Genomic DNA, 14591 nt, shown 5'->3' on the forward strand with positions numbered 1-14591 from the left:
GGCTGCGGTCAGGGCACTATGTATGGCAACGTGATGAAGCAGTTGGAAGATTACCAAGTGCCTCAAAACAAGATTAAGCAATCTGAAATCTATACAGCGCTTGAAGCATTGACTCATTACAACGATACCTACAAGAAAGCAGGCGCAGTGCACGGTTGTGCGGTTTGCAAAGACGACAAGGTTCTATCGTTTGTTGAAGATGTTGGCCGACACAATGCCGTTGATACATTGGCTGGTGAGATGTGGCTTAACAAAGAGACAGGTGAAGATAAGATCTTCTATACCACAGGCCGTTTAACGTCTGAGATGGTGATTAAGGTTGCTCAGATGGGTATCCCTGTTTTGCTATCACGTTCTGGCGTAACGCAAATGGGCTTAGACTTGGCTCAGAAGTTCGGCATCACAACCATTGCTCGCGCTAAAGGTTTACGCTTCCAAGTGTTCACGGGTGCAGACAAGATCGACTTTGATGTAAAAGGCGAGTAATCAGCGTAAGTCCTTTAAAGGCAAACTTCTCTAAAGACAAATGCTATCTAACGCTAGTTTTCTGGTGAACTTATATAAGGTGTAGGCGAAGGCTTGCACCTTTTTCTTTTATTCCTTTTATCTCCTTAGCATTCCCTCTCCTTGCCCATCATTCTATTCGCACAATTTTAACAGCCAGCTCGCAGTTACCACCCTTTCTGCACATTATTTCAGCAACAGAACGCGCTTAATCTAATCGTTTAGTTTAACTTAACGTTGATTTCAAAATTACTAGATATACCAAACGTTAACAATTCTTTATCTTATGCTCCGTGAACAGAACGAAGCACGCACTTATCGTGCTGCTTGGCGAAAGTTTCACTTCTTTGAATGCTCACTTCGAAGAAAACACATAAGAAAAAAGAATTGGATAACAATATGAAACAGCCTTTAAAAGCTTTAGCAATAGCTCTTGGATTGACCTTGGGCGCCAACTGTCACGCAATTGAACTTAAGCCGGTCGATACCGACTTTACATTACAAATACTGGGTTCAGGTGGCCCTATCTCGGATGACCTACGTGCATCATCAGGTGAAATCGTATGGTGGAAAGGCAAATCACGAATCATGATTGATGCCGGTGGCGGTGTTTACCTACGTTTCGGTCAAGCGGGTGCAAAACTTGAAGACCTAGATTTCATGGGTATCACTCACTTCCATACCGATCACGTCAATGACATGCCCGCTCTTCTTAAAGGTGGCTACTTCTTTGAACGAGAAAAGGCGTTAGAGATTTCAGGTCCAGCTGCAGGTTCAGCGTTCCCAAGCCTCAACGGTTACTTTGCAGCGAACTTTGACCCAGACCATGGCGCATACGCTTACCTTGCTGGTTTATACGATGGAACCGATGGCCTATTCCCAGTCAATCTTACCGATGTTGACTATCAATCCACAGTACCAACTGTCGTTTACGAAAAAGATGGTTTGAAAATCACGGCTCTGGGTATTCCTCATGGTGATGTACCTTGTCTCGCTTACCGAATTGAAAGTGAAGAAGGCGTAATGGTGATTTCAGCTGACCAAAACGGTAGCAACCCTGCGTTCTTAGACTTCGCTCGTGGCGCCGACATCATGATGATGCCAATGGCGATTCATGAACAAGCCGATGGTGTCTCTACATTCATGCACGCTAAGCCTTCTGTCATTGGTGAAATTGCAAAAGAGATCAATCCAAAAATGTTGGTACTTAACCACTGGATGGGTCTAGGCCTTAAGCGCAAATCTGAATCAATCAAAATTGTACGCGAATACTACGACGGACCAATCATGTCTGGTCGTGATTTAGCGAGCTTCCCTATGTCTGCTGTAAAGGAGAAATAATATGAACAACAAAATCGCCCTATCAATCGCGATCACGTCTGTGATTAGCCTTAACTCTGCAATGGCATTTGCTGATGCACCTGCCGAAGCTCCTGTTGAAGCTCCTGTTGAAGCTAAACAATCTTCAGGACACGGTGGTAAATGTGCTGCGGGTAAATGTGGTACAGAAAAACGCTTCGAAAAAGCGGAACTGACCAGCAACCCTCAAGACCGTTTAGTGCGTGCTCGCGACGGGAAATGTGGCTTAACGGCTGAAGGTATCTCGCCAAGCAAAGAGCGCATCTTAACGGCGAATAGCAAGGTGACAGGTGGAGTATGTGGCCAGTAGAAACGCATAAAACCAAAGCTTTAAAAGCCAAAGCTCTAGCATCAAATGACCAAGCCCCTAAAAGCAGCGAGTTAAACCATAAAGTGCGAACCATTCAGAATACAGACAAAGGCATTGGGCTACGCAGTGAGCATATTGAACTGCTCGCTCGTTCCCCAAAGCACCCTGATATTGATTTTCTGGAACTGGCTCCCGAGAACTGGATGAGCTTAGGTGGTCTTAAGCGCGAACAACTACAGGATATAGCGAAGCAATACCCTTTGATCGCACACGGTTTAAGCTTATCCATTGGAGATTGTCAGCCGCTTAACACGAAGTTTGTACGTCAGGTTGGTCAATTTCTCGATGAACTGAATATCCAGGTATACAGCGAGCATTTGAGCTTCTCTCGAGACAGCCAAGGGTATCTGTATGAACTGTTACCCGTGCCACGTCACGCAGAAAACATCGGCTATTTAGCGGACAGAATCAAGCAAGTCCAAGACATCATTCAACGTCCTTTGGTAATGGAGAACATCTCTTATTACCACAACTACGGAGATGAGATGCCTGAGGGTGAGTTTATCGCTGAAATAGCAAAGCGCAGTGGCTGTGAATTGTTGGTCGACATCAACAATCTCTACGTGAACAGTCAGAACCACCACTTTGATGCGGCTGAAATGCTTAAGGCTTTACCGAGCGATGCTATTCGCTATTACCACATTGCTGGGCATTTAGTTGAAAGTGATGGCTCAGGTGGAAGTAACAAATCGCTGATTGATACCCACGGTATGCCGGTACAGCAAGCGGTTATTGACTTGGCGCGTTACACCTTCTCTATTCATGGCAGTAAACCGTTATTGCTCGAAAGAGACAACAACGTACCGCCTTTGGTCGTGCTGACTGAGGAATTACGAACGATGCACAGTCAGGTTCTAGATGCTGGTGTTGCTCATCGCCCAATGAATCAGGAGTTGGTTTATGCATAACCCTCCTAGCATGATGATCACTCAAACACACGCACTAACCGCACTGATACGTTCGCCACTTGAAGACAACGCAGTGTGTCGATACAGCGAGTTCATTAGAGATAACGTATTTGGTGTATTGAACAACACATTCCCGCTGTTTTGCCAGCAAGTCGACCAAGACCAACTACTGATATTGGTTGATGAGTTTGTTGTCGTGCATGACGCCTCAGAGCCAGAGTTTCATCATATAGCCACTGAGTTTGTTAGCTTTATCCAGCGTCGCACTCAACCAATGGGTATGTCTAATCTGAGTGATTTGTCTACTTTGAGTGCGAGTCATGATCTTACAGCCGACCAGCTAGCGGTGTTGGAGTACGAATGGTGTGCCTTTTGCGTTGAAATTGACGCTTCAAAGCAAGTATTGCCGATGTCATGGACGGGTGACCTTCGTGTTGATGAACAACAGCTTCAATTGGGTTTGTTAGTCAACAGTACGATGAAGCTCGTACAGGTACCTTTCCTTGTTCATGGTGAGTCACTGACGTTTCTAACACAAAGGCGACACCCCATTTATTACGCGATTTATCGCGACCGTGACCAACGTGTCAATACGATAAAACTAAGAGAAATTGATGTTGCGATTATTCAAATAATTCAACAACAACCAAATCGTTCTTTAGCCGATATAAAACAAATAATTGCTCAACAATTGGCGAGATTCGAGTTTATTAATTGGGTCGAACATTTCAGTGAAGTTGAACTGATTGGCGTTCACTCTTTAGGAGAAAAATTATGATTAAGTCAGCCCTCAGCTGGTACGACGCTATTGTCGAAAAATGCAAACAATACGATTATTTAGTACTGCTTTCAGTACGTCTTTATTTGATTCCGGTGATTTATGTCGGTGCACGCTCTAAAGTGCTGGGCTTCTCGGGAACAGTGGCATGGTTTGGTGCTTCAGCAGCCGACGGTGGTCTTAACCTTCCCTTCCCTGAGCTACTGGCATTCCTAGCGGCAGCGACCGAAGTATTAGGTTGTATCTGTATCGCGTTAGGTCTGTTTACTCGCTTTATCTCGATTCCAATGATTTTCATGATGAGCGTAGCGAGTGCAATGGTTCACTGGAAACACGGTTGGGATGCGATTGCGACTGGTGGTATGGAAGCAACCGTTCGACTTAACGGCTTCATCGAATGGCTCGCGGTTAACTTCCCAGGTCGTTACAACTACATCACAGAACTTGGCGACCCGGTAATGCTGAACAACGGTATGGAGTTCGCAGGAACCTACTTCGTGATGTTGTTAGTACTGCTTGTTTACGGTGGTGGTCGTTACGTGAGTGCAGATTACTGGCTACGTAAACAGTTCTCTAAAAAACAAAACAAAGCACTTCGTTGGTAATAGATTCTTTTCACACAGCTACATGTAAAACCCTTAATTAGTTCTCTCTAATTATCATCTTATTTTCCATTATCTTACCCGTCACACTCGTGGCGGGAAGGAGTTTTTATGCTTACAGATGTCGTTGATCTGTCGCGGTTTCAATTCGCAAGTACCGCTCTTTATCACTTTATATTCGTCCCCCTAACTATAGGCCTCTCCTTCTTACTCGCAGTGATGGAATCGCTGTATGTCATGACCAACAAAACCATCTACAAGGACATGACCAAGTTCTGGGGTAAGTTGTTTGGTATTAACTTTGCTGTCGGTGTTGCTACCGGCTTAACCATGGAATTCCAGTTCGGTACTAACTGGGCTTATTACTCGCATTACGTAGGCGATATCTTTGGCGCTCCGCTCGCCATTGAAGCCTTGATTGCGTTTTTCTTGGAATCAACCTTAGTCGGTATGTTCTTCTTCGGTTGGGACAAGCTTTCTAAGCGTCAGCACTTATCGGTAACGTGGTTGACGGCGTTGGGTTCGAACTTCTCTGGTCTGTGGATTCTGATGGCCAATGGCTGGATGCAAAACCCAGTGGGCGCAGAGTTTAACTTCGAAACCATGCGTATGGAGATGACAGACTTCGTCGAAGTGATCTTCAACCCAGTGACTCAAGTGAAGTTCGTACATACCGTTGCGGCAGGTTACACAACCGGCGCGCTATTTATTATGGGTATCAGTGCTTACTACATGCTTAAAGGGCGTGATTTACCGTTTGCTCGTCGTTCATTTGCAGTGGCAAGTGCTTTTGGTATGGCTGCGATTGTTTCGACAGTGATGCTAGGCGATGAATCTGGTTATGAATTGGGTGATGTTCAACAGGTGAAGCTGGCGGCTATCGAAGCTGAATGGCACACAGAAGAAGCCCCTGCCTCATTCACACTGTTCGGCTTCCCGAATCAAGAAACCATGGAAACGGACTACGCGATTAAGATCCCTTACGTGATGGGTATTATCGCAACGCGATCTCTGGATACACCAGTTGTCGGCATTCATGATCTATTGGCAAAGAATGAAGAACGTGTTCGCAGCGGCATCTTAGCTTACGGTCTATTAGAAAAACTGCGCTCTGGTGATAAATCACAACAAAATATCGATGATTTTGAATCGGTTAAACATGACTTAGGTTATGGATTACTGGTTAAGAAATACAGCGATAACGTGGTGGATGCAACAGAGCAACAGATCAAACAAGCAGCCAAAGACACAATCCCCACGGTTGCCCCTCTGTTCTGGAGCTTCCGCATCATGGTGGTGTGTGGCGTCTTGATGTTTGCCATCATTGGTCTTTCATTCGTACAAATTTGTCGTCGTAAGATTGGTACCAACCGTTGGTTACTGAAAGCAACAATATGCGCGATTCCACTACCTTGGATTGCCTGTGAAGCCGGTTGGTTTGTTGCGGAATACGGTCGTCAGCCTTGGGCTATTGGTGAAATTCTGCCAGTAAACATGGCGGCTTCTAATCTACCCGCTTCAAGTTTATGGATCTCTATCGGATTGGTTTACTTGTTCTACACCGCATTCCTGATTGTAGAAATGTTCCTGATGGTTAAGTTTGCAAAAATGGGCCCGAGCGCACTGAAAACGGGTCGCTATCACCATGAGCAATCAAACCAAGATCTAGCCATTACAGGTGAGCAAAGCACACCGCGTCAGCTAGATAAAACTATCGACCTTCATTAAGGAATTCAGATGTTTGATTACGAAAATCTTCGCCTGTTTACATGGGCAGTTATTGGCGTGTTGTTGATCGGTTTTATCATTACCGATGGTTTCGACATGGGCGTTGCGGCGTTGCTCCCTGTTTTAGGGAAGTCGGAAGTTGATCGGCGAATCATGATTAACTCGATTGCCCCTCACTGGGATGGCAACCAAGTATGGTTGGTTACCGCGGGTGGCGCTATCTTTGCGATATGGCCTGCAATCTACGCGGCTGCGTTCTCCGGGTTCTATTTAGCCATGATTATCGTGTTGGCGACCTTGTGGTTAAGACCGCTCGGTATGGATTACCGCGCTAAAATCGATAACCCGCAATGGAAGAAAGCGTGTGATATTGCACTTATCGTCAGTGGCTTCATTCCTCCGGTTATCTTTGGTGTTGGTTTCGGTAACTTGATGATTGGTGTTCCGTTTGAATTTAACGAATTGCTAATGATGTCATACCAAGGTGGTTTCTGGGATCTACTCACGCCCTTCCCACTGCTATGTGGCTTGGTGAGCTTGGCGATGGTTGTCACGCAAGGCGCGGCATTCCTACAGATGAAAACGACGGGTGATTTAAAACAACGTGCGCAGAAAGTGATCGTATGTATGGCGCTTGTCACTGTCGGACTGTTTATTGTTGGTGGGATATACGCGTATACACTTCCGGGTTATCTGATTACTAGCCCAGTTGTGACCGATGGTGTTTCAAACCCGTTATTAAAACATGTCATGAAGTTTGATGACTTACTGCTACATAACTACGAAAACTATCCGGTACTTTGGGGAATTCCTGTACTAGGCATCATCGGAATGCTGAGTTGTGCAGTGATGACTCGACTTAACCGCGCTGGTTTGGCCTTCGCTTCGTCAAGCTTATCGATAGCAAGCATCATAACGACAGCGGGCGTTGCCCTATTCCCAATGATCATGCCATCTAGCTTGATGCCATCGCACAGCTTAACGCTGTGGGACGGAACATCGAGTGAGTTAACACTGAGCATTATCTCGGTTGTCGCAGTTATCGTGGTGCCAATTATTTTGGGTTACACAATCTGGTGTTACTACAAAATGTTCGGTCGACTAGACAGCCAATACATTCACGATAACAGCTCGTCACTGTATTAATTAAAGATGAAATAGGAGGATAACCTATGTGGTATTTATGTTGGGTACTGGGCGTATTACTCGCCTGCGCGTTTGGAATCATTAATGCGCTGTGGTTAGAGCACACCGACTTTCTCGATGAACAAAACGAATAAAGCTGATCGGTAAAGTTACTAACAACGTTAACTCGATAGTAAGCTAACTACTTAAAATAACTGAAAGTCCTCATTTAATGCGATGCCTGCGATTTCAAAGATTGCCGACATGAGTGTTAATGAGGACTTTTTCTTTTCGCATCTAATCTCATGTGCTTAACCTCATCTTATCCAGCAAACTAGACTCTTCAAATTACTAAGTTAATCGTCAAGTTGGTGCATATCATCGATTAAGTTGCTTTCGCCACCAACCGACCTTGCTTTAACAACCCTATAGGCTATTAGTTACATATCCATCATTTAAATGTATCTAATAACTATTAAGCATAGATGGACATGAAACGTCATCGGCTAAAGGGAGTTAACCATGAACAATCCATCAGAACCTCAGCATCGTTTGCTGTCTCTTTCTATTCGCAGTAAGTTTATTTTAATCAACCTCACCCTGTTTATTTCTGTTTTTATCTATGCCATCTACGAGCAGTTCAGCTTAGACAAATTGGAATCATTGGAGATCGCTGCAACCGAAAATCTCAGAAGCTCAGTCGATTTATTAACGCTTAGGCGACATGAGAAAGACTTCTTGTCTCGCCACGATCAAAAATACGCAGAGCGTTTCGATAAAACTGCCGCCACATTGAATCAAAGATTGGTGACGCTGAACCGAACCCTAACCTCGCACGAGCTTCACCTGACCGATCAAATGACCAAGATCTCCGATACCCTTCATCAATATCAGAAACAGTTCCACCAGATCGTCAATCAAGTGAACGACATCGAACGCACAACCCCACCTTTGGGCTTTGTCGCAACTCTCGATGGAAAAAGAACAACGCTGAAATCAGCAATCGAATCAGAATCAAGTTTGGCACTGGAACTTGCGTTGTTAGAGCTGATTGAAAAAGACTTCCATTACCTCGCACATATTAATGGCCAAACGAATGCAGCGTTAACTAATGCTCTTGTTGAGTTTGAACCCTACTCCCAAACTTCGATTGCGACTGAACAAGCCTATTCCGAATATAAGGCTGCGGTTGAGACGCTATTGGTTGCTAACAGCAATCTAGGTTTGTCTGCAGAGTTGGGGCTTAGAGGCGCTTTACGTAGCAATGTTCATCAAACAGAACAAGCCATTGAAGAAGTGCAGAATGAGATAAGCCAAGCGATTACAGCGGCAGTTAGAAACACACAAAACATGTTACATCTGTTTGGTGCAGCTATCGTCGCTCTGCTTTCTCTGTTATTGGTGTTCATCGGTCACAACATCCTGGGTCGTATCAAAGCGATAAACGTGATGATGGAGTCTATTGCAAATGGAGATGGAGACTTAACCGTCAGAATGAACGCCAAAGGTAACGACGAGCTCGCTCAACTTGCCCACTCGTTCGATACCTTCATCGATAAACTGCACGGTAACATCAAAGAGCTATCCGGCGTGATGACGGTGCTGACAGACAGTTCATGCAGCTCTGAAGAAGCGGCAGTTAAAAGCATGAGCAATGCAGAGAAACAAAAGCAGCAATCTGAATCGGTAGCGACGGCAGTTAACGAGTTAGTGATGACCAGTAATGAGGTGACGGCTAACATCGAAAATGCCGCAACCAATGCCGAGAAGATCAAAGAAAATGCCCATCAAGCGCTACAAAAAACACAATCAACCAACGACAGTATTAATGTCTTGGTAGAAAACATCGCAGAGTCGCAGGATCTTATCGTTCAGCTCGAAGAACAGAGCCGTGAAATCAATCAGGTGGTGACGACCATTCAAGGTATTGCTGAGCAAACTAATCTATTAGCACTTAATGCTGCGATTGAAGCAGCGCGTGCTGGCGATCATGGACGAGGTTTCGCTGTGGTTGCGTCCGAAGTGCGAGAGCTTTCCCTAATGACCAACGATTCAACCCATCAAATAGAATCCACGATTCATGGTTTAACCACTGGGATAGACAAGACCGTCGCTAAGATGACAGCGAGCTTAGAACAAACTGAGCTGGTGAAAAGCCAAACCAAAGACGTGGTGAATGCGATAGAAGGAATACACTTCCAAGTTGGCGAGATGTTCGACTTAAACAGTCAGATCTCAACAGCGTCCGAAGAGCAATCGATGGTTTCGGTTGAGATTGACCGAAACATTACGGATATCGCACACCTTGCCAGTGATACCTATACCGTGGTTTCTGGATCAGTGCGTTGCAGTGAACAAGTCTCGAGCGTGAGTGTGAAGCTAGAGAAGATTGTCGCGCAGTTTAAGTACTAGTGATTAACGATTGACGATTAACGCAAGCTAGTTGATTTATGCGATATGGAAAAACAAAAGGCCTCTATCTGATTGCTAAGATAGAGGCCTTTCTAATTTTGAATACGTACTAACGCGTTATTACGTATTAGCACTTGCTACACGGTATTAGCCGCGTGCTTTCAAGAACTCAGCGTAAGTACCACGGAAATCGTTGATCTTGCCATCTTTGATTTCAAGGATACGAGTTGCAAGCGAGTCTACGAATACACGGTCGTGAGATACGAAGAACAATGTGCCTTTGTAGTTCTCAAGAGCCAAGTTAAGCGCTTCGATAGATTCCATATCCATGTGGTTTGTTGGCTCATCCATTAGAAGGATGTTTGGTTTATGCATCATGATCTTACCAAGAAGCATACGACCTTGCTCACCACCAGAGATAACCTTTACAGATTTCTTAATGTCGTCTTGACCAAATAGCATACGACCTAGGAAGCCACGAACAACTTGCTCGTCTTCGCCTTCTTGGCGCCATTGACTCATCCAATCAAACAGGTTCATGTCTGTCTCGAAATCGTGTGCGTGATCTTGAGCGTAGTAACCGATGTTTGAGTTTTCAGACCACTTGTACTCACCAGTGCGAGGCTCAAGAGCGCCCGCTAGTGTGTTAAGTAGTGTTGTTTTACCCACACCGTTCTCACCGATGATAGCAACACGCTCACCTACTTCGAAAATACCGTCGAACTTGTTGTATAGGTCTTCTTCAAAACCTTGAGATAGGTTTTCAACCACAAGTGCGTTACGGAATAGCTCTTTAGACTGTTCGAAACGGATGAATGGGTTTTGACGGCTAGACGCTTTAACTTCGTCTAGTTGGATCTTATCGATCTGCTTAGCACGAGACGTTGCTTGCTTAGCTTTAGATGCGTTAGCAGAGAAACGAGATACGAACGTTTGAAGTTCAGCAATTTGTGCTTTCTTCTTAGCGTTGTCAGACAATAGACGCTCACGAGCTTGAGTCGCAGCCGTCATGTACTCATCGTAGTTACCTGGGAATAGACGAAGTTCGCCGTAATCAAGGTCAGCCATGTGTGTACAAACAGAGTTTAGGAAGTGACGGTCGTGCGAAATGATGATCATTGTGCAGTTACGTTGGTTTAGCGTATCTTCCAACCACTTGATGGTGTCCATGTCCAGGTTGTTCGTTGGTTCGTCAAGAAGCATGATATGCGGGTCTGCAAACAGTACTTGAGACAATAGAACACGAAGTTTCCAACCCGGTGCTACTTCGCTCATCAGACCGAAGTGCATTGATTCTTCAATACCTACCGCTAGAAGAAGCTCACCCGCTTTCGCTTCTGCCATGTAGCCGTCCATTTCAGCGAACTGAACTTCAAGGTCAGCCACTTTCATGCCGTCTTCTTCGCTCATTTCTGGCAAAGAGTAAATGCGGTCACGCTCTTGCTTAATAGCCCAAAGCTCTTTGTGACCCATGATAACCGTGTCGATTACCGTGAATTCTTCGTAAGCAAATTGGTCTTGGTTTAGCTTAGCAACGCGCTCGTTTGGATCGTAGCTTACGTTACCAGCACTTGGCTCTAGTTCACCAGATAGGATCTTCATGAACGTCGATTTACCACAGCCATTCGCGCCGATTAAACCGTAGCGGTTGCCTTCGCCGAACTTAACTGAAATATTTTCGAAAAGTGGCTTAGCGCCGAATTGTTGGGTGATATTTGCTGTGGAGATCAATGCCATTACCTTTTTAATGTGAAAAACGCCGCAACGTTACTTGTTCAGGGCTTTAACTGCAAGTATTGATTGCAATTACTGGCCATTAAGTGAGTGATAACCTAGCCAAATCATAGTTTGAACTGACTCACATTTTTGGTTTTCTATTTATCGCCGTAAAACCGTCGATTTTAAGGAAAAACAAAATATCGAACAGCGCACCATAATGGGCGGTATATAACGTCCCAAATCATGCCAACCATTGAATATATCGTATGCTAATTGGTCATAGTAAAAACCAACCCGATCAACGCAACAGCAGACATAACAAAGATGCTCAAATATTAGGGTCTGTTGATCTTTCGAGCTGATTTTTGCAGCACTTTGTGGGAAATTTCTACAAGGCAGAGGCTTTGAAGTATAGCTAGCCTACATGAGAAGCTGATAACGCAGTAGAAATGAACCACAAAGACTGCCCGAAGGGTTCGGCTAGAATCGTTTTATGCTTTGTTAAGAAGTATTAACTTAGAATGACTAGGCTACATACTCCTTGCCGCGCCTAAAACGATTCTATCTCGAACAAAATTTAACCACGAAAGGTCAACAGACCCTTGCCTAATCCCTGACAATTTCATGACAAAATCGCTCGAAACAGGAATAAAGTACTCGCCCCCGACACGGGGTTGGATTTCACAAAGTCAGATTATCTAACTATAGTAATCCTAACCTCATAATTCTAAGAGACTTTTATGCGTTCACTATCGCGCTTCTTAATCCTCACTTTGGCCATTCTCTCTTGGCCTAGTCATGCCAACTTGGAATATGACTTACAATCTCAGCCGCAGGTATCCGATTCCGCTGTTGATCTCGATGACCGAATTGATTCGTTACCTGATCCCCTCTTTATGGAGCCTTCGGACAGACGCCAAGTCAATATATTGCTTGCTGAAGTGCTACAAGTTCAAAAGCAGGAAATCAAAACCTTCGAGCAACAGATAAAAGCCTACAGAGTGAACAACGACGCCGAACAATGGTTTGCCGTTCAAACCAGCTACGTCACTTTGAATAGCTTGAATGTGAGCAAGCAACACCTGTTAGAGCAGACGAACTCCGCTAATAAAGAGCGTCTAACGGGTTTTGGCCCTTACGGCGTAACTCAATTTAAACAAGAGTGGGAATTAACCAAGCTCAACATTGAGTATCTTGTTTACTTCCAGATTCGTAGCTTTAAAGCGCTCGTTAAAGACATCTTTATTTCGCCAGTGCCTGTGATTGGTGCATCGTTAAAAGTGTTGTTTATCTATTTTGGTTTAGTGTGGTGGCTTGCTAACAGCACTCGCTTGATCGAATTGTTCAGAATTAATTTTCTTGAAGCGAAAACGAACCCTCCATTTTTAGTACGTGTGATCTGGTATATCAGCCGCGCTGATCGTGCGATTGCTTGGTTAATCGCGATTACGCTTTCTCTAAGAGTGCTCTCCAGCATCCCTAGCCTACAACACCTGATTTTCCTTGAGATCTTCACCTGGTGGATTCTAGGTGGTTCGATTGCCATCAGCTTTATTTTGGAATTTGCGTATCGTTTGGGTCGCACATCCAATCAAGAAGTGATTGCGCTGCGCCTATCGACTATTCGCCGTTATGTATGGAGCTTCATTGTTGCGGGTGTGACCCTTCAGATATCGAGCATCACGCTAGGCAAAGGTACTATCTATAGCTGGATCTACAGCGCCCTATTTTTCTGGTTTGTACTGGTTACCATTTCAGTGCTTAGATTATGGCGCGCGAAAGTCTTTGATACGCTGCAACATATCTCCGATCGTCCGGTATGGGTGAACTGGGCAGTAAACCGTAAGGAAACCTTCCTACTCAATATATTAGCGACGGCAATTGGCATCGTATGGTTGAGCGTGTACAGCTTCCAACACCGCATCATGGCCTTGCTATCTAATTACACGCTGTTTAGCCAAGCTTTGGCTTATCTATTTAGAATCGAAGTGGCTAAGCAGTCTGACCTTGATAAAAACCAACAAAACTTGGTTCGAATCAAAGGCGATCAAACCTATGAGTACATCCTGCCGGGTAATATCGACAGCACTCTAATTGATTACGCCGGTGATGAGGTTAAGCAACTGTCTCGCTACCTGATGTCAGACAGCCCTGCTATCTGTATTGTTTCAGGTGAACGTGGTGTGGGCGCAACAACGCTGCTTTATACCCTATTGCACAAAGTCTCTAACGCTGAACCTGTCTACGTAAGTTGCCCTTACGCAGGTTATCAAGAGCTGTTAGCGCATCTAGCTGTGAGCATCGGCTTGGAAGAGAAAGCGACTGAGATTCAGATCTTGGCGCACCTTCGTAAAAGCAAGACCACGTACTTGATTGCGATCGACAATGCACAACGTCTAGTTAAGCCAATGGTTGGCGGCCTGTCTGATTTAATTCGTTTAACCAACCTACTGCGCCGTTCTAAAAAGAACCACCGTATCGTGATTTCGATTGCTAAATCGAGCTGGCGATTTGTCGATCGTGCGCGTGGTGAACGTCTGCTGTTTGATTTGGTGTGTTTTCTACCACGTTGGACAGAGAAACAGGTCGGTGAGCTTCTGAATAGCCGTATCAATACAGAGCTTGAGAAGCCGCTGTCGTTTGATGGTTTGGTGGTGCCTAAACAGTGGGACCAAGATGACATGAGCGAGGAAGACCGCGCACGCCAAGGTTTCTACCGAATCTTGTGGCATTACTCTGATGGTAACCCTACCGTTGCTCTGCGCTTCTTCCGACTTTCTTTGAATCGAAACAAAGATACCGATCAAGCCGTGGTGCGCTTGTTCCATGTTCCTGAAGCACAAGAGCTGGAAAACATGCCAAAACCTATGTTGGCTGTGCTTCGCTCTATCGTGCAATTGGAAATCGCGTCTCCGGAAGTCTTGTCTGATTGTACGCAGCTAAGTACGGCTGAGATAACGGGCATTCTGCGTTACTTTGAAAGCCGTGGTTATATTGGTTGGCATGAAGAAAAGGCTCGAATTTCCGAGCACTGGTTCCGCCACATTACTAACGTCCTCGACCGTCAACATCTACTGGTGAAGTAA

At 45.0% G+C, this 14591-nt stretch carries 12 protein-coding genes; 11 read left to right on the plus strand and 1 reads right to left on the minus strand.

Annotated elements, in window-relative coordinates; translation table 11 throughout:
- The 10 genes from IQQ51_RS27100 to IQQ51_RS13400 form a co-directional block, all read left to right on the plus strand.
- A partial coding sequence (locus IQQ51_RS27100; protein ID WP_228012857.1) for a formate dehydrogenase accessory sulfurtransferase FdhD occupies positions 1–486 on the plus strand: 486 nt, incomplete at its 5' end.
- A gap of 417 nt (positions 487–903) precedes the next feature.
- A complete protein-coding gene (locus IQQ51_RS13360; protein WP_046225231.1) occupies positions 904–1845 on the plus strand; it encodes an MBL fold metallo-hydrolase in 942 nt (313 codons plus the stop codon).
- A gap of 1 nt (position 1846) precedes the next feature.
- Entirely contained in the window at positions 1847–2173 is a 327-nt protein-coding gene (locus tag IQQ51_RS13365) for a hypothetical protein (protein ID WP_193841317.1), read from the plus strand.
- 83 nt (positions 2174–2256) lie between these two features.
- A complete protein-coding gene (locus IQQ51_RS13370; protein ID WP_046225238.1) occupies positions 2257–3141 on the plus strand; it encodes a DUF692 domain-containing protein in 885 nt (294 codons plus the stop codon).
- Positions 3134–3919 (plus strand): putative DNA-binding domain-containing protein, encoded by a 786-nt coding sequence (locus IQQ51_RS13375; protein WP_193841318.1) that lies wholly within the window; start codon positions 3134–3136, stop codon positions 3917–3919. The genes IQQ51_RS13370 and IQQ51_RS13375 overlap by 8 nt, the downstream gene beginning before the upstream one ends.
- Complete coding sequence (locus IQQ51_RS13380; RefSeq protein ID WP_017083666.1) at positions 3916–4524, plus strand: DoxX family protein; 609 nt, start codon at positions 3916–3918, stop codon at positions 4522–4524. The genes IQQ51_RS13375 and IQQ51_RS13380 overlap by 4 nt, the downstream gene beginning before the upstream one ends.
- Positions 4525–4632: 108 nt before the next feature.
- Positions 4633–6249 carry a cytochrome ubiquinol oxidase subunit I gene (locus IQQ51_RS13385; protein ID WP_048615924.1) on the plus strand — a complete coding sequence of 539 codons (1617 nt, stop codon included), beginning with the start codon at positions 4633–4635 and terminating at the stop codon, positions 6247–6249.
- A gap of 9 nt (positions 6250–6258) precedes the next feature.
- A complete protein-coding gene (cydB, locus tag IQQ51_RS13390) occupies positions 6259–7395 on the plus strand; it encodes a cytochrome d ubiquinol oxidase subunit II (RefSeq protein WP_193841319.1) in 1137 nt (378 codons plus the stop codon).
- Between the two features lie 26 nt (positions 7396–7421).
- Positions 7422–7529 (plus strand): cytochrome bd-I oxidase subunit CydX, encoded by a 108-nt coding sequence (gene cydX / locus IQQ51_RS13395; protein WP_082151276.1) that lies wholly within the window; start codon positions 7422–7424, stop codon positions 7527–7529.
- 367 nt (positions 7530–7896) lie between these two features.
- Positions 7897–9786: a methyl-accepting chemotaxis protein gene (locus tag IQQ51_RS13400; RefSeq protein ID WP_193841320.1), complete on the plus strand. Its 1890-nt coding sequence runs from the start codon at positions 7897–7899 to the stop codon at positions 9784–9786.
- Positions 9787–9933: 147 nt separating this feature from the next.
- On the opposite strand, the gene IQQ51_RS13405 is transcribed toward IQQ51_RS13400, so the two are convergent.
- On the minus strand, positions 9934–11517 hold the full coding sequence (locus tag IQQ51_RS13405) for an ABC-F family ATPase (protein WP_009846736.1): 1584 nt from the start codon (positions 11515–11517) through the stop codon (positions 9934–9936).
- A gap of 728 nt (positions 11518–12245) precedes the next feature.
- On the opposite strand from IQQ51_RS13405, the gene IQQ51_RS13410 reads away from it, so the two are divergent.
- Positions 12246–14591 (plus strand): ATP-binding protein, encoded by a 2346-nt coding sequence (locus IQQ51_RS13410; protein WP_122081563.1) that lies wholly within the window; start codon positions 12246–12248, stop codon positions 14589–14591.

Origin of the sequence: Vibrio sp. OPT18 (genome assembly GCF_015163615.1) — a bacterium.
GTDB classification, from domain to species: Bacteria; Pseudomonadota; Gammaproteobacteria; order Enterobacterales; family Vibrionaceae; genus Vibrio; species Vibrio coralliirubri.

Bases quoted from the DNA above. Each gene is read 5' to 3' on its own strand.
- cydB (WP_193841319.1), top strand. From the start codon at position 6,259: ATGTTTGATTACGAAAATCTTCGCCTGTTTACATGGGCAGTTATTGGC.
- IQQ51_RS13365 (WP_193841317.1), top strand. From the start codon at position 1,847: ATGAACAACAAAATCGCCCTATCAATCGCGATCACGTCTGTGATTAGC.
- IQQ51_RS13385 (WP_048615924.1), top strand. From the start codon at position 4,633: ATGCTTACAGATGTCGTTGATCTGTCGCGGTTTCAATTCGCAAGTACC.
- IQQ51_RS13400 (WP_193841320.1), top strand. From the start codon at position 7,897: ATGAACAATCCATCAGAACCTCAGCATCGTTTGCTGTCTCTTTCTATT.
- IQQ51_RS13380 (WP_017083666.1), top strand. From the start codon at position 3,916: ATGATTAAGTCAGCCCTCAGCTGGTACGACGCTATTGTCGAAAAATGC.
- IQQ51_RS13360 (WP_046225231.1), top strand. From the start codon at position 904: ATGAAACAGCCTTTAAAAGCTTTAGCAATAGCTCTTGGATTGACCTTG.
- cydX (WP_082151276.1), top strand. From the start codon at position 7,422: ATGTGGTATTTATGTTGGGTACTGGGCGTATTACTCGCCTGCGCGTTT.
- IQQ51_RS13375 (WP_193841318.1), top strand. From the start codon at position 3,134: ATGCATAACCCTCCTAGCATGATGATCACTCAAACACACGCACTAACC.
- IQQ51_RS13410 (WP_122081563.1), top strand. From the start codon at position 12,246: ATGCGTTCACTATCGCGCTTCTTAATCCTCACTTTGGCCATTCTCTCT.